15 protein-coding genes are annotated in these 18893 nt (G+C 49.1%); 10 read left to right on the top strand and 5 right to left on the bottom strand.

Annotated features, from left to right (window positions below; translation table 11 throughout):
* Window positions 1-3: 3 nt before the first annotated feature.
* The 5 genes from BUQ98_RS06450 to sucD all read left to right on the top strand — a co-directional run bounded on the left by BUQ98_RS06450 (window position 4) and on the right by sucD (window position 7031).
* Window positions 4-714: a succinate dehydrogenase iron-sulfur subunit gene (locus BUQ98_RS06450; protein ID WP_074213023.1), complete on the top strand. Its 711-nt coding sequence runs from the start codon at window positions 4-6 to the stop codon at window positions 712-714.
* A 112-nt stretch (window positions 715-826) separates the two neighbouring features.
* Complete coding sequence (sucA, locus tag BUQ98_RS06445) at window positions 827-3652, top strand: 2-oxoglutarate dehydrogenase E1 component (protein ID WP_074213022.1); 2826 nt, start codon at window positions 827-829, stop codon at window positions 3650-3652.
* A 13-nt stretch (window positions 3653-3665) separates the two neighbouring features.
* Window positions 3666-4877 carry a 2-oxoglutarate dehydrogenase complex dihydrolipoyllysine-residue succinyltransferase gene (gene odhB / locus BUQ98_RS06440; protein ID WP_074213021.1) on the top strand — a complete coding sequence of 404 codons (1212 nt, stop codon included), beginning with the start codon at window positions 3666-3668 and terminating at the stop codon, window positions 4875-4877.
* Window positions 4878-4989: 112 nt separating this feature from the next.
* Window positions 4990-6156: an ADP-forming succinate--CoA ligase subunit beta gene (gene sucC / locus BUQ98_RS06435; protein ID WP_074213020.1), complete on the top strand. Its 1167-nt coding sequence runs from the start codon at window positions 4990-4992 to the stop codon at window positions 6154-6156.
* 2 nt (window positions 6157-6158) lie between these two features.
* Window positions 6159-7031: a succinate--CoA ligase subunit alpha gene (sucD, locus tag BUQ98_RS06430; RefSeq protein ID WP_074213019.1), complete on the top strand. Its 873-nt coding sequence runs from the start codon at window positions 6159-6161 to the stop codon at window positions 7029-7031.
* A 102-nt stretch (window positions 7032-7133) separates the two neighbouring features.
* Here sucD and znuB read toward each other — a convergent pair whose 3' ends face one another.
* Complete coding sequence (gene znuB, locus BUQ98_RS06425; RefSeq protein WP_074213018.1) at window positions 7134-7925, bottom strand: zinc ABC transporter permease subunit ZnuB; 792 nt, start codon at window positions 7923-7925, stop codon at window positions 7134-7136.
* Window positions 7918-8682: a zinc ABC transporter ATP-binding protein ZnuC gene (gene znuC, locus BUQ98_RS06420; protein WP_074213017.1), complete on the bottom strand. Its 765-nt coding sequence runs from the start codon at window positions 8680-8682 to the stop codon at window positions 7918-7920. The genes znuB and znuC overlap by 8 nt, the downstream gene beginning before the upstream one ends.
* A gap of 82 nt (window positions 8683-8764) precedes the next feature.
* Here znuC and BUQ98_RS06415 point away from each other — a divergent pair, with 82 nt between their 5' ends.
* The 3 genes from BUQ98_RS06415 (at window position 8765) to BUQ98_RS06405 (ending at window position 13814) form a co-directional block, all read left to right on the top strand.
* Complete coding sequence (locus tag BUQ98_RS06415) at window positions 8765-9658, top strand: zinc ABC transporter substrate-binding protein ZnuA (RefSeq protein ID WP_083605221.1); 894 nt, start codon at window positions 8765-8767, stop codon at window positions 9656-9658.
* Window positions 9642-10979 carry a murein DD-endopeptidase MepM gene (gene mepM, locus BUQ98_RS06410; RefSeq protein WP_074213015.1) on the top strand — a complete coding sequence of 446 codons (1338 nt, stop codon included), beginning with the start codon at window positions 9642-9644 and terminating at the stop codon, window positions 10977-10979. The genes BUQ98_RS06415 and mepM overlap by 17 nt, the downstream gene beginning before the upstream one ends.
* 75 nt (window positions 10980-11054) lie before the next feature.
* Window positions 11055-13814 carry an AraC family transcriptional regulator gene (locus BUQ98_RS06405; protein ID WP_074213014.1) on the top strand — a complete coding sequence of 920 codons (2760 nt, stop codon included), beginning with the start codon at window positions 11055-11057 and terminating at the stop codon, window positions 13812-13814.
* 287 nt (window positions 13815-14101) lie between these two features.
* Here the strand turns inward: BUQ98_RS06405 and BUQ98_RS06400 are convergent, their stop codons facing one another.
* Window positions 14102-14530 (bottom strand): HIT domain-containing protein, encoded by a 429-nt coding sequence (locus BUQ98_RS06400; RefSeq protein ID WP_074213013.1) that lies wholly within the window; start codon window positions 14528-14530, stop codon window positions 14102-14104.
* 167 nt (window positions 14531-14697) lie between these two features.
* On the opposite strand from BUQ98_RS06400, the gene BUQ98_RS06395 reads away from it, so the two are divergent.
* Complete coding sequence (locus BUQ98_RS06395) at window positions 14698-15306, top strand: DUF924 family protein (protein ID WP_074213012.1); 609 nt, start codon at window positions 14698-14700, stop codon at window positions 15304-15306.
* Window positions 15307-15373: 67 nt separating this feature from the next.
* Here the strand turns inward: BUQ98_RS06395 and argS are convergent, their stop codons facing one another.
* Window positions 15374-17104, bottom strand: a complete 1731-nt coding sequence (gene argS, locus BUQ98_RS06390) for an arginine--tRNA ligase (RefSeq protein ID WP_074213011.1) — start codon at window positions 17102-17104, stop codon at window positions 15374-15376.
* A 284-nt stretch (window positions 17105-17388) separates the two neighbouring features.
* Here argS and BUQ98_RS06385 point away from each other — a divergent pair, with 284 nt between their 5' ends.
* Entirely contained in the window at window positions 17389-17964 is a 576-nt protein-coding gene (locus tag BUQ98_RS06385) for a VOC family protein (protein ID WP_074213010.1), read from the top strand.
* A 28-nt stretch (window positions 17965-17992) separates the two neighbouring features.
* Here the strand turns inward: BUQ98_RS06385 and purU are convergent, their stop codons facing one another.
* Window positions 17993-18826, bottom strand: a complete 834-nt coding sequence (gene purU / locus BUQ98_RS06380) for a formyltetrahydrofolate deformylase (protein WP_074213009.1) — start codon at window positions 18824-18826, stop codon at window positions 17993-17995.
* Window positions 18827-18893 lie beyond the last annotated feature (67 nt).

Below are 18893 nucleotides of genomic sequence, written 5' to 3'. Positions count from 1 at the left end.
ACGATGAATGTTAAGTTTTCTATCTATCGCTACAACCCAGATGTAGATAATGCGCCATACATGAAAGACTACACGCTGGATGTGCCTGAAGGGTCTGACATGATGCTGCTGGATGCGCTCATCCAGCTTAAAGAGCAAGATCCTACTTTGGCATTTCGTCGCTCGTGCCGTGAAGGTGTGTGTGGCTCTGACGGCGTTAATATGAATGGTAAAAATGGCCTTGCATGCATCACGCCGCTGTCCTCACTGATGGACAAGTCCGAAATCGTGATTCGTCCGCTACCCGGTCTACCGGTGGTGCGTGATCTTATTATTGATATGGGACAGTTCTATGAGAACTATGAGCGTGTCAAACCCTACCTGATGAATGATGAGACACCGCCATCGCGTGAGCACCTGCAGGCGCCGGAAGATCGCGCGGAACTTGATGGCTTGTATGAGTGCATCATGTGTGCATGTTGTAGTACCGCATGCCCTTCATTTTGGTGGAATCCTGACAAGTTTGTTGGCCCTGCGGGCTTGCTTGCCGCTTATCGTTGGTTGGCGGATAGTCGTGACACGGCAACCGAAGAACGGTTATCTGATCTAGACGACGCTTTTAGTGTCTTCCGTTGCCACGGGATCATGAACTGTGTCAGTGTGTGTCCAAAAGGACTTAATCCAACCAAGGCAATTGGGCATATTAAGTCGATGCTGATTCAGCGCGGCGTTTAAAACGCTGAACCAACAACGTAGATAAAATGCCCCGTTTTAGGACGGGGCTTATAACAGGTAACCCGGCCTCAGACCGGTGTTTGGATAAATAACTAGTGGTTAAGGGATAACAATGCAAAATGGCGTGATGAAGGCTTGGATGGAGTCCTCTCATTTGGCTGGCGCCAATGCAACGTACGTAGAAGATCTCTACGAAATGTACCTCAGTGACCCGGAGTTAGTTGATCAAGAATGGAGAGCGGTCTTTGACCAACTGCCTGTGGTGAATGACACCGCGGTAGAACAACCTCACTCTCGAGTTCGTGATTACTTTCGACGCTTAGCTACCGATACATCGCGTGCAAGTGCTTCAGTCAATGACCCAGACGTAGACGCGAAACAAGTCAAAGTTCTTCAACTTATTAATGCTTTCCGTTTCCGCGGCCACCAACAGGCCAACTTAGACCCTCTTGGGTTATGGAAACGCAAACCTGTACCTGATCTATCACCTGCTTTTCACTCTCTCAACGAGCAGGACTTCAACGAAACCTTTAATGTTGGCTCATTTGCGATTGGTAAAGACAATATGCAATTGGGTGAGTTGTATGATGCACTGAAAAAAACCTATTGCGGATCTATCGGTGCCGAGTACATGCACATTACTGACACGGAAGAAAAGCGCTGGATCCAAAGCCGATTAGAATCCGTCGTTGGACAGCCTCAATTTTCTGAGCAGGAAAAGCTCACCTTTTTGGAAGAGCTAACCGCAGCAGAAGGCCTTGAGCGATACCTAGGTGCCAAGTTCCCAGGGGCAAAACGTTTCTCTCTTGAAGGGGGAGATTCACTCATTCCTATGCTCAAAGAGCTCATCCGTCATGCGGGTAGCAAAGGTGGGCGTGAGGTTGTTGTTGGAATGGCTCACCGCGGTCGACTCAATGTCTTAGTTAATGTTCTAGGTAAAAAACCTTCAGAATTATTTGATGAATTCGCGGGGAAACAAGACGAAAGCTGGGGTACCGGCGATGTGAAATATCATCAGGGCTTCTCGTCTGATTTTGCTACGCCGGGTGGTGATGTCCACCTTGCTTTAGCTTTTAACCCGTCTCACCTTGAAATTGTCAATCCGGTCGTCATGGGCTCCGTGCGTGCACGCCAAGATCGACTCGAAGACAGCACGGGCTCAAGCGTTTTGCCGATCACTATCCATGGTGATGCGTCGATTGCGGGACAAGGCGTCGTGCAAGAGACCTTTAATATGTCTCAAGCCCGAGGTTTCCAAGTTGGAGGCACGGTGCGGATTGTGGTGAATAACCAGATTGGTTTTACCACCTCTAACCCAGCTGACTCGCGCTCAACGCAATACTGTACCGATATTGCCAAGATGGTTCAGGCACCGATTTTCCATGTTAATGCCGACGATCCTGAAGCCGTTGCTTTTGTATCGCGTTTAGCGCTCGATTTTCGCAATGAGTTTAAGCGTGATGTTGTGATTGATTTGGTCTGTTACCGTCGCCACGGTCACAATGAAGCGGATGAGCCTAATGCGACTCAACCGATGATGTACCAAAAGATCAAGAAGCACCCCACGCCACGTAAGCTTTATGCCGACGTGCTTGATCAACAGAGCATCGCTAACTTGGAAAAAGCGACCGAATTGATCAATGAATATCGTGATCTGCTCGACAGTGGTGAATGTGTGGTGAAAGAGTGGCGTCCAATGGTACTGCACTCGGTTGATTGGACTCCTTATTTGGGCCATGACTGGACAGTGGAATGGGCCAATAAGTTTGATGCCAAGCGCTTAAAAGAGCTCGGTAACCGTATCTGCCAGCTGCCTGATAGCCACAAGCTGCAGAGCCGTGTTTCTAAGCTGTATAAAGATCGTAAGGCGATGGTTGATGGCGAAAAGTCTGTTGACTGGGGCATGGCAGAAACACTGGCGTATGCCACGCTGGTAGATGATGGTAAGCGTATTCGAATCACAGGTCAGGACACTGGTCGCGGGACGTTCTTCCACCGTCATGCGGTATTGCATAATCAAGACGATGGGAGCACCTACCTTCCGCTTGCTAATATTCATGACAAACAAGGGCCATTCGAGATCTATGATTCGGTGTTGTCTGAAGAAGCCGTATTGGCGTTTGAATATGGTTACGCCACTGCAGAGCCTGGTGGCTTGACCGTTTGGGAAGCGCAGTTTGGTGATTTTGGTAATGGCGCACAAGTTGTCATCGACCAATTTATTAGCTCAGGTGAACAAAAGTGGCGTCGCATGTGCGGCCTGACCATGCTATTACCGCATGGGTATGAGGGGCAGGGTCCCGAACACTCCTCAGCACGTCTTGAGCGTTACTTACAGCTATGCGCAGAACAAAATATGCAGGTCGTCGTACCATCAAGTCCGGCTCAAGTTTATCATATGCTGCGTCGTCAAGTGGTTCGTCCTATGCGTCGGCCGCTGGTGGTGATGTCACCCAAATCTTTATTGCGCCATCCACTCTGTGTCTCCAGCTTGGAGGATCTCACCGACGGGGATTTTCAACCTGCGATCGGTGAGATGGATGAGCTTGAACCGAGCAAGGTTAAGCGAGTGGTGATGTGTGCGGGTAAGGTTTACTACGACTTACTCCAAGCACGCCGTGAGCAAGAGATAGACGATGTTGCCATTGTCCGTATTGAGCAGCTATATCCTTTCCCACTCGAGGCAGTAAAAGACGTCATTGCCCCTTACAGCAATGCAAAAGACTTTGTTTGGTGTCAAGAAGAGCCACAAAATCAAGGGGCGTGGTACAGCAGTCAGCACAATTTCCGTGCCGCTTTACCAGATGACGCCACACTCGCTTATGCAGGGCGCGTGGCATCGGCCTCGCCTGCGGTAGGTTATATGTCTGTCCATCAGAAACAACAAAAAGCGTTAGTACAAGACGCTCTGACCCTAAAGCAAGAACTAGAACATTAAGGATAACTACGATATGACAATCGAAATTCTGGTTCCCGATTTACCCGAATCTGTGGCTGATGCGACCATTGCCACATGGCACAAACAGCCAGGTGACTCGGTAACCCGTGACGAAGTACTGGTTGATATTGAAACAGATAAGGTTGTGCTGGAAGTCCCAGCCCCTGCTGATGGCGTGCTGGAATCCATCATTGAAGATGAAGGGTCAACCGTATTGGCGAAGCAAGCCATTGCCAAGATTAAAGAAGGCGCGGTAGCCGGAGAACCGACTAAAGATGTGCCTGCACAATCAGAGTCATCGCCGGATAAACGCCACACAGCTTCGCTAGAAGAAGAAAGTAACGATACGCTAAGCCCCGCAGTACGTCGTCTGCTTGCTGAGCATGATTTGTCAGCGGATGCGGTGAAAGGTACCGGCGTGGGTGGTCGTATCACCCGTGAAGATGTGGAAGCACATCTTAAAAAACAGCCTGCCGGGGGCAGTGAACAGAAAGCGGCAACGCAAGACGTACCGCCAGTGGCAGAGCGTGGTGAGAAGCGTGTACCCATGACACGGTTGCGTAAACGTGTTGCTGAGCGCTTATTGGAAGCCAAGAATAGCACGGCGATGTTGACCACGTTTAATGAAGTTAACATGAAGCCGATTATGGAATTGCGTAAGCAATACCGTGAAAGCTTTGAGAAACGTCATGATATTCGTCTCGGTTTTATGTCGTTCTACGTCAAGGCAGTCGTTGAAGCACTGAAGCGTTACCCAGAAGTGAATGCGTCGATCGATGGTGATGAGATTGTTTATCACAATTACTTTGATGTCAGCATGGCGGTATCGACGCCTCGAGGTCTTGTAACCCCAGTATTGCGTGACTGCGACAAGCTTGGGTTTGCGGATGTAGAGAAAGGTATTCGTGATCTCGCGATTAAAGGTCGTGATGGCAAGTTAACCGTTGACGAATTAACAGGGGGGAACTTCACCCTGACGAATGGCGGTGTATTTGGCTCATTGATGTCAACACCGATCATTAACCCGCCTCAAGCTGCCATCCTTGGCATGCACAAAATCCAAGACCGTCCAATGGCGGTGGATGGCAAGGTTGAAATCTTGCCAATGATGTACCTCGCACTTTCCTACGATCACCGTCTAATCGACGGCCGAGAGTCGGTGGGTTTCTTGGTCACCATCAAAGAACTTCTAGAAGACCCTACACGTCTGCTTCTAGACGTTTAATGGGGCTATCAACCCAGCACATGGGTTGACAGGCCCATTTTGAGGGGACGGAGGTCCCCTTATTTGGAAAGCACAAAGACACAATAATGGACACTAACACGGATAGAACATCATGAATCTGCACGAATATCAGTCAAAGCAGCTGTTCGCTGAATATGGTCTACCAGTTTCAGAAGGCTACGCTTGCGATACACCACAAGAAGCTGCTGAAGCAGCCGATAAAATTGGCGGCAACAAGTGGGTTGTTAAATGTCAAGTACACGCCGGTGGCCGCGGAAAAGCGGGAGGAGTAAAACTCGCTACCTCAAAAGAAGAAATTCGCGAGTTTGCGCAGCAATGGTTGGGCAAAAACTTGGTGACATTCCAAACTGACGAGAAAGGTCAGCCAGTCAGCAAAATTCTCGTCGAGTCATGTACCGATATTGATCAAGAGTTGTATTTGGGCGCGGTGGTTGACCGCGGCTCACGCCGTGTTGTCTTTATGGCATCGACTGAAGGTGGGGTTGAGATCGAGAAAGTCGCTGAAGAAACTCCCGAGCTGATCCACAAAGCGGCAATTGATCCCTTGGTCGGCCCGCAACCTTATCAAGGCCGTCAACTGGCATTTAAGCTGGGCTTGAAGGGCGAGCAAATTAAGCAGTTCACCAAAATTTTTGTCGGCATTGGTCAGTTAATCCTGGATAAAGATGTGGCCTTGGTTGAAGTCAATCCGTTAGTGATTACTGAACAAGGTGATTTGCATTGTTTGGATGCCAAGCTGTCTCTCGACAGTAATGCGGTTTATCGTCAGCCGAAGGTCCGTGCAATGCATGACCCAAGCCAGGACGATGATCGTGAAGCCCATGCGGCGCAATGGGAGCTGAACTATGTTGCACTCGACGGTAACATAGGTTGTATGGTCAATGGTGCTGGTTTGGCAATGGGTACCATGGATATTGTCAATTTGCATGGTGGTAGTCCTGCAAACTTCCTCGATGTTGGGGGCGGTGCAACAAAAGAGCGTGTCACAGAAGCCTTTAAAATTATTCTGTCTGACAGCAACGTGAAGGCGGTTTTAGTTAACATCTTTGGCGGTATTGTGCGCTGTGATCTGATCGCTGATGGCATTATTGGTGCCGTTGAAGAAGTCGGTGTTAAGGTCCCAGTTGTGGTCCGCCTAGAAGGTAATAATGCCGAGGTAGGTGCTAAAAAACTGGCCGATAGTGGTTTGAACATCATTGCGGCAACATCGCTAACCGAAGCCGCACAGAAAGTCGTTGCTGCAGCGGAGGGTAAATAACAATGTCAGTGCTGATTAATAAAGAGACCAAAGTCATCTGCCAGGGCTTTACTGGTGGCCAAGGAACTTTCCATTCAGAGCAGGCGATTGAATATGGTACGCAGATGGTCGGTGGTGTGTCACCCGGTAAAGGCGGGACGACTCACCTAGGTTTACCTGTTTTTAACACAGTCGCAGATGCGGTTGAAGCAACCGGTGCGACCGCCTCGGTCATTTATGTTCCTGCGCCTTTCTGTAAAGACGCGATCCTTGAGGCGATTGACGCAGGTATTGAGCTTATCGTCTGTATTACGGAAGGGATTCCAACGTTGGATATGCTGGAAGTGAAGGTCAAGCTAGATCAAGCAGGTGTCCGTATGATCGGGCCAAACTGCCCAGGCGTGATTACACCCGACGAGTCTAAAATCGGTATCATGCCGGGACACATTCACCAGTCTGGTAAAGTAGGCATTGTGTCACGTTCAGGGACGCTCACTTACGAAGCGGTAAAACAAACCACTGACGAAGGTTTTGGCCAATCAACTTGTGTGGGTATCGGCGGTGATCCTATTCCAGGCTCAAACTTTATCGATATCCTGGAGATGTTTGAAAAAGATCCTGCGACCGAAGCCATTGTAATGATCGGTGAAATCGGTGGTACAGCAGAAGAAGAAGCGGCTGCCTATATTAAAGCGAATGTGACCAAGCCGGTGGTGGCTTATATCGCCGGTGTTACTGCGCCTCCAGGTAAACGTATGGGCCATGCGGGTGCAATTATTTCTGGCGGTAAAGGGACTGCAGACGATAAATTTGCCGCCCTAGAAGCGGCAGGTGTTACGACCGTGAAAAGCTTGGCCGATATTGGTAAAGCACTACGTGAAAAAACCAACTGGTAAATATCATTCCCAGTCATCAAAAGCCGCTCGTTCGAGCGGCTTTTTTATTATCGGAGCCAGGGAAGATGTCATCAGATCAAGTGCTATCCATGTGAAAGATGCTCAGTGGACAGCGCGAGAGGGGACCAGTTGCGTGAGCATAAACACACTGGCTGCCGCGACAACCACGGATGGCCCCGCAGGTGTGTCATAAAACCATGATCCTGCCATCCCTAACATCACCGCAAACATACCAATTAAGCTCGCAAATGCGGCCATTTGCTCGGGTGTTGAGGCAAGCCGCCGGGCTGTTGCCGCTGGAATGATCAGCATTGATGTAATGATAAGTGCCCCAACAAACTTCATTGCTAATGCGATCACTAAACCAATCAATAGCATCAATAAAAGCCGCAACTTCTCGACTGCAATGCCTTCTACTTTGGCCAGCTCTTCACTGACGGTCATCGACAGAAGTTGTTCCCAATAATAGGCCAGTACAGCAAGGGTGAAGCAGGCACCGACTGCCAGCCAAGTGAGATCGGCAAATGAAACAGCCAAGAGGTCTCCGAACAAATAGGCCATTAAATCGACCCGCATATTGTCGAGAAAACTGACCGCAACCAACCCTAAAGACAGGGCGCTGTGGGCTAAAATACCCAATAAAGTATCGGTTGAGACAAGGTGCTGGCGTTGTAGTCCAACTAATAAAATCGCAAGGAGTAAGCAAGTTACTACGAGTGCGAGGTTTAAATCGATTTGCAGTAGAAAGCCTAGCGCTAACCCCAATAGTGAGGCATGCGCCAGCGTATCGCCAAAATAGGCCATGCGTCGCCATACCACAAAGGAGCCTAATGGCCCTGCAATCGCGGCGATAAGTAGTCCACCCATGATGGGGGCAAGTAGGAACTCAATCATGTTGATGTCCTTGATGCTCGCAGCTTACAGGTTGGCCGGCAAGATCGTGTTTATGATGGTGGTGGTGATGATACAACGCGAGTTGCTCACTGGTTTGTCGACCGAACATCGCAACATACGATGGGTGCTGAGAAATCGCATCGGGTTCGCCTGAGCAGCAGACATGATGCTGAAGACATATCACGTCATCAGTTTTTGCCATCACTAAATGCAAGTCGTGCGAGACCATTAATACTGCACATTTAAGGGTGTCGCGCAGATGGCCAATGAGGCTATACATCTCCAGTTGGCCACTGACATCGACTCCTTGTACTGGCTCGTCTAAGACCAGCACATCGGGTTGCTTTAATATGGCACGCGCTAACAGTACGCGCTGTGTTTCGCCCCCAGAGAGTGTATGCATGTTCGCGTATTGCAGAGATTGTGCATTAACAGTTGTTAAGGCTTTATCTATTTGTTTATTGGTATAGCGCGTTCCTAACCGAATAAAACGATCGACAGTTAGTGGTAGTGTTTGGTTAAGCTGGAGCTTTTGTGGGACATAACCGACTTTCACGCCTTTAGCAACGCGAACCGTGCCCAATGCGGGCTTAACCAAGCCAATTAATGCTTTTACTAAGGTCGACTTACCAGCACCGTTGGGGCCAATTAGCGTGGTAATTTGCCCTCGTTTTAATTGCATAGAGACCTTATCTAACACATTTCGGCCATTATAGGTCACGGTTACAGCATCAAGCGAGACGAGTGGGTCAGTCATAGTGAAAAAAAGCATTGTGATTTGTAATTGTTATATTATAACATTTCTTGCCATTGAGAAAACAAAAAGAATGAGAGGAACGATGACTGCTCGAATCATTGGAGCATTTTTTGCTCTATTGCTAGTGTTACCGGCCCAAGCGACTACTGTCATGACGTCTATCAAACCACTTCAGCTCATTGCGGCAGGTTTGATTGCTGAGGACGATCACTTGAGCGTACTGCTTCCCCCTGGCGCCTCGCCGCATAGTTATGCGTTAAAGCCATCAGATATACGAGCTCTGAATCAAGCTGATGTCACGATATGGGTAGGGCCAGAGCTTGAACTTTTTCTGAGTAAACTGTTGGCTGACCAACCTTCTGCACTGACGTTGACACAGGTCGAGGGGCTACCGTTACGCCATTATGATGGCGGGCATGATCATCATGGGCATGATCACGGTGATCACAATATCGATCCGCATCTTTGGCTGGGTCCTGACGTCACACGTGTCGCTGCACGGGCAATCACCGAGGCATTGATTGATGCGACGCCTAATAAAGCAGATCAATATCGTGCGAATCTAAACCGCTTTAATGTCCAGATCGAGCAGGCGATGGCGGAAATTGAAAGTGAGCTGTCAGCACGCACACAGTCTGGTTACTTTGTTTTTCATGATGCCTATGGGTATTTTGAGGATGCGTTCGGATTGGAAAAAACGGGGCACTTTACCGTCGATCCAAGCCAAAAACCGGGGGCTAAAACGTTAGTGACCATTCGTAGAGGATTGCTTAATCATGATGCGACCTGTATCTTCACTGAGCCGCAGTTTAATCCCGCATTGATTGAGGCTGTGACCCGACATAATGACGTCAATGTCCTTGAACTTGATCCATTAGCTACGTCAATCCAGGTGACACCTGATGGCTATCAGGTGTTTTTAAAAGATATGGGAAAGCGTTTCACACGTTGTTTAAAGCATGAAACCACTAACTAATTGGCTAGTTGTCACGGCCAAGTTACCGCGCCAGCACAAGCTAGCACTTGCATCACTGTCCCTTCTAGTTGGCGCTGCCTTGATGTGGCAGCCTCATCCTTTTACGTCTTCTCATGATCGTCAGCCGGTACCGGTTTCTAGCGACACGCAAAGCTCGACAGCTGTTGAACGCAGCGAACCGATAGAACAAGGCTTAGAGGCTGATGATCCCGCACTGACTGTGCCGGAGGACGCACTAGAAAAAGACATCACATCGGAGGCACCACGAACCCATCAACATACGGTGACTACGGGCGACACCTTAGGTGACATTTTCTCCCAATATGGACTGGCGATCAGTCAGCTTTATCAGATGCTTGATGCAAATGAAAAGGCGGGAGATATTCGTCGTGGTCAGAAAATGGAATGGCAGGTCGATGATGAAGGACGTTTATTGACCTTGACCCTCTATCAATCGCTTAAATACCGCGACCAGTATCGTTTTGATAAGGGGGGTGTCGATTATAAACGTCTAGAAACGAAAGGTGACGTTGAGAAAGTCACATTGATTGGGCGGGTGAATAGCAGCTTTTATCAGCAAGCTCGTCAAGCCGGCCTAACACCGAACCAAATCCAAAACCTTGTGTCTGCATTGCAATGGCGGTTCGATTTTGGTCGGCAATCTCATCAGGGCGACCAGTTTGCCGTTCAGGTAGATAAAGAGTTTATCGATAATCAGCCTGTATCATCAGGCGCTGTCTCTGCCATGCTATACCGCGCAGGTAATCGCGATATTTTTGTGTATCGGCACAGTGATGGTCGTTTTTATGATGAGCGAGGGCAGAGCCTCGACCGCGCGCTTCGCCGTATCCCAACCGCAAAACGCTACCGTATTAGTTCGTCCTTTGACCCGCATCGAAAGCATCCAATTACTGGGCGAATTTCACCGCACAACGGAACGGATTTTGCCACTCCCGTGGGTACATCGGTATTAGCTGCAGGCGATGGCGTCGTTGTTAAGGCCCGTAAACACCCGTTAGCCGGCAACTATGTGGTGATTAAGCACGGCCGTGAATATTCAACCCGTTATCTCCATTTGCACCGTATCTTGGTCAAGCCTGGCGACCATGTCTCAATGGGGCAGCGAATTGCACAGAGCGGAAATACGGGTCGCTCTACCGGTCCGCATCTTCATTTTGAGCTATTAAAATATGACCATCCAGTGAATGCAATGAAAGTGCCGCTGCCAGAAGCGCACCCTGTACCGGATGCAGAGCGCCCTGAGTTTCAGCGTCAGGCAAAGCGTGCTCACCAAGCACTGTCACGGCGTTTGAATGGCTAAGAAATATCAATAATGTGAGGGCTCGCTCACATTTAGGGAGGCAGGGTTTTATTTAGTGTCCGCTCGCAGGACACTATGCGACTTAACCCTGCAACCCTGTCTCGCTCCTTGTACATGAAACGCCAATGTCTTTGTTTAATCTGGCTAGCTCTGGTTTTACCTTGTCTACCTTTGCAGGCGCATGATGCGTTGCAAACCTCATTTCAATCCTATGATGGCCTCAATGCACTCGGCGACGTACGTGATGTAGCAGTCCAATCAACGGGAGGCATGTGGTTGCTTGATAATCAAGGAGATATTTACTTCTTTGATGGCCATCAGTCCCACCCGTTGAAAGACGTCTTGAACGTCCCCGATGAAAAAATCCTGACAATCGCTTATGCACATCAATCGCTTTGGATGGCGGGTCAACATGGGATCTATCGCTTTCAGCCGGGGGACAATACCCTCATACGCTACGCGTTGTCACAAGCAGGACAAGGGCTGGATTCATCATTAGCGAGTGTGCCCCGACTGGCGGCGGTGAACAATACGCTTTGGCACATTCAAGATGGGCAACTAAGCCGTTATCAAGTGAAAGCCGATACGTTTCGTATCTGGCGAGCGGGTCCTTGGCGGGCTGATAAGACTTGGCTTACTCTTGGACATCGGCTGGTTGCGATAGGAAAAGGCTTGTATCGGCTTGGTGATGGGGGAATTAGGCAGCTTACGCGATTTAAGACTCCTATTACTGCGATAACAGGGAAGATAGACAGAGCTTGGGTGAGCACCCAATCAGGCGTGTATCTATTAGCGTTGTCGGAGCTTGAGGTAAAAGCACGACATCTACTGAATAGGCAAGGTGGATATCAACGCTTGACGGTTGGATCTGGTGGGCTTTGGGCTAGCAATGCGCAGGGGCTATTTCGTCTTTCACTTGATGGTGTCGCGACGCCTGTGTGGCAGCCAGGAGACGATGCCATTCCAGGTCACGCGGTGACCTTTTTGTGGGCCGATTTTGAAGGCGGAATATGGTTCTCAACGGATCAATCCACCCGATATCGCGCCCCAGGCCAGCGTTGGATTGCTCATGATCACCAAGACTTTCCCTCTGCCTTAACACAAGGCTTTATGGCAAGTAGTAATCCGTGGGGCCATTATCGGGATGGCTGGCAGGATTTAAATGGTTATCGCACTGTAACGGGAGCGAATAATAACGTCGTTAACTACTATAGTGCGACACGTGATGAAAAGCGCTTATGGTGGTCGAGCCCTGCAGGGGTGCAGGGGATCAACACGCAAACGGGTAAGGAGGTCGTGCTTCCTGATCGTCTAGCCACACTCGCCGCCCAACAGTTATATGCTGATGCGGGAGGCGTGATATGGCTGTCACTCGATAATCAGCTTATGCGCTATTGGCCGGATTCTCAGGCCTTAATTGATTATGGTACGCGTTGGCAGCCTGATGCGGAGGAGATACTGGGTTTTTACGATGATGGAAGAGGCAATGTTTGGATCCGCCATCGTCAAGGATTAACGCGTTATCGGAACGGTCAGTTCCAATCGGTAGACATAGCAAAACCGCTGCTCCCGATATCGGATATGTATACCGATGAACGCGGACGTTTATGGTTAGCGAGTGCAAAGGGGGTTTATCAGTACGCCCCAAACTTGGCTGAATCGACCTCTGTTGCGTATCTATCGCAGTCAAATGAGGGCTTTCGTTGTATTACGGGTAATGATGATGGAATTTGGGCTTACAGTAATCAAGCTTTAATTCATATCACACCTCGGGGCTTTGTACGGACCTTTCGTTTACCGACTGAATCTGAACGGGTGGCATGTTATGCGACACGTCCTCACCAGTTAACAATCATGACCGGGAGCAATCAATACCGGGTTGATACCGATCAACTTGCGTTTTCTCTACGTAAACCCCCACAGGTTGTGGTGGGTGCCGTCTGGCAGCAAAACAAGCGATGGCGAATTGGGCCGCGCCAAAAAACGGCGGTGACACTCCTTGAGCAAAGCCCTGCCAAACTGGCATGGGGGAGTTGGCCTCCAGAGCGACAAGTCACTCGAGTGCATTATCAATTAGTCCCTTACCGGCAATCAGATCAACCGATGGCTGATAAGCTTGCTGCTTGGCAACAAACAGGTAGCGAGACCATCTCATTGGCGAACATGGTAGGGGGTAACTACCAATTACGCATTGCTATTCCACGAGATGGCGCATCTCATACGATGTTAGATATTGCCGTGTCAATGCCTGTTCTGCCACATATGGTGAATGGGCTTGTACTTATGTTTTTTAGCAGTTTAGTGATGGCTGCAGTGGTACTGGCTTTCAAGCAACAAAACCAACAAGCAAGGCAAACTTACCCATGTATGGACCAGCCAGAGCCATCTGTATTGACAGCGAGCCGCCGACCTTCGTTAACGGATAAATCCCACGTTGATTTATCTATATATCCACGCCTTGAGTGTGCCAAGCCGGATATGCAGCCAAGCGAGGCATGGGTAATACAGTTTCAACAAGCCGTACTGGTACGGTACAGAGAGCCGGATTTTTCAACCGTCGCACTCGCTGAAGCATTGGCAATGTCTGAGCGTAATTTACAGCGTAAGTGTCGTCAGTATTTCGGGATAACGGTGAAAGCCTACGTGACGCAGAAACGGCTCAGTGATGCTGCCGTGTTACTGCAACGAGGCAATGCGGTTGCGGATGTGGCCGAGGCGTGTGGCTATCGTGACCCTGCGTATTTCAGCCAGCGCTTCAAAAGCCACTTTGGGGTGAGCCCGTCGTATTATAGGCGATCTATGGCTAAGTCGACGGTGGCCGATAGGGTTGATTGATAATCCAGGCCGACGCTTTGACGTGCGAATAGTTAACAATAGTGTGAAAAGAAAAACGTGGCACAGCCGGGGAGCCATGCCACGGGTGTCAAAGACACCTTCGCTTGCTGCCGGAGGTGGGGCGAGCCCACCCAGTTGAAATGGTTATCAAGAGGCCTCTAATTTAACCCAATTCTTTCTGCCACTGTTATGAAAAATCCGCCAATCTCTCATAAAAAATAAATTGTTGATTTTTAATTATTTTATGGTCTTGGCTTGGGGGTTTTGACGAAAGTAACGAAGCGTGCCTAGGGATAAATGACTAATCCTTCGGGGACTAATGCATCTTGAAACTGCGCCACCAGTGTGGCTTGTTGCGACTCAGGGCGGTGGCTGACGTCTAGATGACCCCAAATAGGGTTGGGCCACACCGCGTCATTTTGGTATCGGGCGACATGGTGAAGATGAAGCTGTGGCACAATGTTCCCAATCGCGGCAATATTGAGTTTATCGGGAGTAAAGAGGGTTTCTAGGCAACGAGATACTTGAGCGGATTCTTGCCATAAAGCGTGTTGATCCGTTGGGCCAAGGTGATGAATTTCCCTTAAATGAGGTTGTCTAGGGATCAATAACAGCCATGGGCCAATATCAGCGTGAGCGAGACGTAACTGACAGAGTGGAAAATCACCAACATAAGTGCTGTCGGCCGCTAAACGTGAGTGAAGTGAAAAAGACATATAGACCCCGTATTGAAATACATGCGTCTAGCTTACATCACAACCCACTAGAGGGTCACAAAGTCTTAACTCTGCGCTAGGAATTAGGTCATCACACTTAAAAAGCACGTACGCTTAGAACAGGCCATTGATATTAAAGCCCGTGTTAAAGCACGATAGGAGGTGGCATGCACTATCAAGACGTCTTAGTTTTCTGGTTTGGTGAGGACGATGAGCGCCAAATCCCCTCCTCCGAATGCCAAGAGCGGTGGTTTGGTGGAGGCTCGGAAACAGATGACATTATTCGATCGCGCTTTCAAACTTGGGTCAGTGCAGCGGGTGCTGGCTCACTGAATCATTGGGTCGATACCGCGGAAGGGCGGCTAGCGCTTATCATCTTGCTTGATCAATTTCCGCGTAACCTCTATCGCGGCCTTTCTGCCGCATATCGCTATGACGCGTTAGCGCTGGCGCTTTGTAAAGCAGGCTTGGCGAAAGGGGATGACCAAACTCTGGCACCCCTGCAACGTGTTTTTTTCTATCTTCCGTTAGAGCACGCTGAAGATGAAGCGGACCAACAAGAAGCCTTGTTCCGGTTTGATCAATTGCGTCAACACGTAAGTGTCGAGGCGAGGCATTGGTATGAGCAGTACTATGATTATGCACGCCAACACTACGATATTATCAGTACATTTGGTCGGTTCCCGCATCGTAATGCGGTGATGGGGCGGCTATCAACGCCAGAGGAACGCCTATGGCTGAGTGAGACTGAACAGCGTTTTGGTCAAGGTGAATAAACAGCCCACCTATTAGGGGTGGGCTCTTGGCTAGTGCAGATGGTTGCGTATTGGTGATAGGCAGGAGCTACATACGCTCAAGCGTGTTGATACCCAATAGTGACAAGCCTTGCTTGATGGTTTTCGCTGTCAGTGCTGCCATGCGTAGACGGCTTTGGCGTGTTTGTCCTTCTGAAAGCAAGATCGGACAAGCTTCATAGAAACTGGAGAATAACCCAGCAAGTTCAAAAAGGTAACTACACATTAAGTGTGGTTGACCCTCGCGGGCGACGGATTTCACGGCTTCTTCAAATTGAAGTAGCTTAGCAACCAATGCTTTCTCTTTTTCATGCTCAATGACCATTTCGCCGTCAAGGGAGTCACGATCGACCCCTGATTTTGCGAACACCGAGGCAACTCGCGTATAGGCGTATTGCATGTAGGGAGCGGTATTCCCTTCAAAGGCCAGCATGTGGTCCCAGTCAAAGATGTAGTCAGTGGTACGGTGCTTCGACAGATCCGAATATTTAACCGCGGCCATCGCGACTGTGGTTGCAATTTCACGCTGTAAGTCGGCATCCATCTCTGGATTCTTATTGGCAATCAGTGCTTTAGCACGGGTTTCAGCTTCGTCGAGCAGATCCGCAAGACGAACGGTGCCACCTGAACGTGTTTTGAATGGCTTGCCATCTTTGCCCAACATCATACCAAATGCATGGTGCTCAAGACTGACTGACTCTGGCACATAGCCTGCTTTGCGAACAATCGTCCAAGCTTGCATCAGGTGCTGATGCTGACGCGAATCAATAAAATACAGCACGCGATCAGCATTAAATTGTTCATAACGATATTTAGCGCAGGCGATATCCGTTGTGGTGTACAAGTAGCCACCATCACGTTTTTGGATGATAACACCCATTGGCTCGCCATCTTTGTTTTTGTATTCGTTTAGGAATACTACTTGCGCGCCATCATCTTCGACCGCGATATCTTTGGCTTTTAAGTCTTCAACAATACCTGGGAGCATATCATTGTAAAGGCTCTCGCCCATCACATCTTTTTGGGTCAGGGAGACGTTAAGACGGTCATAGTTCTGCTGATTTTGCTCTAGCGTCACTTTAACCAGCTTCTCCCATTTTTCTTTACAGTACGCATCACCGCGCTGTAGGCGTACGACATAGTCACGTGCTGTTGCCGCAAATGCCTCGTCTTCGTCATAGCGCGCTTTAGATTCACGATAGAAGTTTTCAATATCCCCGAGTTCCATTGATACATCATCACCGCGTGACTCATGTAGCTCAAGGTTGGCGATTAACATACCGAATTGGGTGCCCCAATCACCAAGATGGTTCGCTCGGGTTACCTTGTGGCCTAAGAACTCCAGTGTGCGAACCACCGCATCACCAATAATGGTGGAACGTAGGTGGCCGACGTGCATTTCTTTGGCGACGTTTGGCGCCGAATAGTCCACCACAATATTTTGTGTTGTCTGTTGTTGAACGCCGAGGCGATCATCAGAGAGTGCGGCATCAGCTTGTTTGGCTAACCACTGATCATTTAAGAAGATATTAATAAAGCCGGGACCGGCAATCTCCGTTTTACTTGCCATGCTACCAAGGTCGAGTGTATCCAATACCTTTTGAGCAAATTCGCGTGGGTTAAATCCTAGCTTTTTAGCTGCACCCATCACGCCATTGGCTTGATAATCACCAAATTGTGGTTTTGCAGACTGACGCACTGCCGCTGGCGTGCCCTCAGGCGCACCCGCCGCAACCATCGCAGCAGAAACTTTTTCGTTGAGAAGACTTTGAATATTCACTTGCTTACCTTTACTACTAGCCGGGCTGATTATGAACGACCCGTTATGTGGGCTTCCAGCTTATTAATACAAGAATCCGCCAACACTGCACTGAAGCATCATTGAGCGTGCAAGCACAGTGTTGGCGGGATGCTGTAGTGTTGCGAACCATGACGTCAATCGACGCGGACAATCCCTAATGATACCCATAAAACAGCAGGCATTGGCAATAGTTATTCAACGCCTTCCTTGATATCTTTACGCGCCGGAATACAACGAGCACCTTTTAACCCTGAGAGGTCACTATGCATGATGCCATCAACTGGACATCGCTGATGCGAGATAAAGCCACATTTTCAGATAAAATCAACCAGTTGCTTGATAACCTTGCGATTGATTGTTCTGCACTCACACTCGATCACATTGCGATCCGTACGCATGATAAGGCATTGACGTTAAGGCTAGCCGACGATTTAGCCGAGCAAGGAACATTGATCTCGCAAGCATCAGTGAATGGACGGCCGATCCATATTTACCAATTAAAGGCGCCGATTAAGCTTGGCGGATGGCAAACGGCGCTGATTGAACTGCCCTTTCCGAGTCAAAAGCGGTATGAGCAGCAAGGCTGGGAGCATGTGGAGTTTGTTGTGCCATGCTTCGCGGCGACAATGGCCGAGTTGGAAAAGGCACTGACAACACACTTTCCGGGGCTATTAGCGCGCGCGGCATGCATTGAGACGGTAAAAATAAAGCGCAGTGAGCCGCGAGCGAGTGGCGAGCGATTAGCGAACCCAACCATTGCATTCAAAGAAAACGGCGTGTGTGTCAAGTTCCATCCCTTTTCGCTAAGCGATATTATTGCCAGTGAAGCCAGCGTTTAATCGCCGGCTTTACGGCGTGATGATCTAGCTACAGGATCACGGTTTTGTTGCCGTGGACAAACACGCGATCTTCAACCGCGCAAGCGATAGCTTGGCTGAGGACGCTTTTTTCTACGTCGCGGCCGGCTTTTGCCATATCCTGTGCGCTAAAACTATGGTCAACGTGAATCACATCTTGACCAATGATGGGACCTTCATCCAAGTCATTAGTCACGAAGTGGGCAGTCGCACCAATGATTTTAACTCCGCGTTCAAAGGCCTGGTGATAGGGACGGGCCCCAATAAAGGCAGGCAAGAAGCTATGGTGAATATTAATGATCCTGTGGGGGTACTGTGCAACGAAGTCAGGTGTCAGCACCCGCATATATTTCGCTAAGACGATATAATCAGGCTGGTGGTTTTGAATGGCCTTGAGCATCGCTTGTTCATGCGCGTGACGGCTCAGACCTTCATGGCTAACATAATGAAACGGGATATCAAATCGCTCCGTTAAGCGTTGTAACTTGTCGTAATTTCCCACGACAGCAGCAATCTCGATATCGAGTGAGCCATCATAGGCTTTCATCAAAATATCACCAAGACAATGCGATTCTTTGGTCACCATAATCACCACACGCTTGCGTCGTGAGCCAACCAATTGGCGTTGACTGCCTGGTGGTAGAGCGTGGTCAAGGTCGAGTAGCAGGGTATGATCATTAAAAACTCCCTCTAACTCGGTGCGCATATAAAACTGCCCGGTGGCATTATCCACGTACTCGCGATTATGAATAATATTGAGCTGATGCTTGTAACAAATAGTGGTAATGGTGGCAATTAAACCTTGGGCGTCAGGACAGTCCGTGAGAAGTGTTTTTCGTTCCATGTTGATAGTGTGCTACTTATTATTAAACCCTTGGTTTTACCCTGTCTGGCCTACCAGGTCAAAGTGA

Source organism: Salinivibrio sp. ES.052, assembly GCF_900141775.1.
In the GTDB taxonomy this organism is placed as follows: domain Bacteria; phylum Pseudomonadota; class Gammaproteobacteria; order Enterobacterales; family Vibrionaceae; genus Salinivibrio.
The sequence above is the reverse complement of the archived record's forward strand: the minus strand, read 5'-3'. Positions and strand labels throughout refer to the sequence as shown.

What these genes read in the sequence shown, in the direction of transcription:
- BUQ98_RS06450 (WP_074213023.1), top strand. Translation starts at nt 4, where the DNA reads ATGAATGTTAAGTTTTCTATCTATCGCTACAACCCAGATGTAGATAAT.
- sucA (WP_074213022.1), top strand. Translation starts at nt 827, where the DNA reads ATGCAAAATGGCGTGATGAAGGCTTGGATGGAGTCCTCTCATTTGGCT.
- odhB (WP_074213021.1), top strand. Translation starts at nt 3,666, where the DNA reads ATGACAATCGAAATTCTGGTTCCCGATTTACCCGAATCTGTGGCTGAT.
- sucC (WP_074213020.1), top strand. Translation starts at nt 4,990, where the DNA reads ATGAATCTGCACGAATATCAGTCAAAGCAGCTGTTCGCTGAATATGGT.
- sucD (WP_074213019.1), top strand. Translation starts at nt 6,159, where the DNA reads ATGTCAGTGCTGATTAATAAAGAGACCAAAGTCATCTGCCAGGGCTTT.
- znuB (WP_074213018.1), bottom strand. Translation starts at nt 7,925, where the DNA reads ATGATTGAGTTCCTACTTGCCCCCATCATGGGTGGACTACTTATCGCC.
- znuC (WP_074213017.1), bottom strand. Translation starts at nt 8,682, where the DNA reads ATGACTGACCCACTCGTCTCGCTTGATGCTGTAACCGTGACCTATAAT.
- BUQ98_RS06415 (WP_083605221.1), top strand. Translation starts at nt 8,765, where the DNA reads ATGACTGCTCGAATCATTGGAGCATTTTTTGCTCTATTGCTAGTGTTA.
- mepM (WP_074213015.1), top strand. Translation starts at nt 9,642, where the DNA reads ATGAAACCACTAACTAATTGGCTAGTTGTCACGGCCAAGTTACCGCGC.
- BUQ98_RS06405 (WP_074213014.1), top strand. Translation starts at nt 11,055, where the DNA reads ATGCGACTTAACCCTGCAACCCTGTCTCGCTCCTTGTACATGAAACGC.
- BUQ98_RS06400 (WP_074213013.1), bottom strand. Translation starts at nt 14,530, where the DNA reads ATGTCTTTTTCACTTCACTCACGTTTAGCGGCCGACAGCACTTATGTT.
- BUQ98_RS06395 (WP_074213012.1), top strand. Translation starts at nt 14,698, where the DNA reads ATGCACTATCAAGACGTCTTAGTTTTCTGGTTTGGTGAGGACGATGAG.
- BUQ98_RS06385 (WP_074213010.1), top strand. Translation starts at nt 17,389, where the DNA reads ATGCATGATGCCATCAACTGGACATCGCTGATGCGAGATAAAGCCACA.
- purU (WP_074213009.1), bottom strand. Translation starts at nt 18,826, where the DNA reads ATGGAACGAAAAACACTTCTCACGGACTGTCCTGACGCCCAAGGTTTA.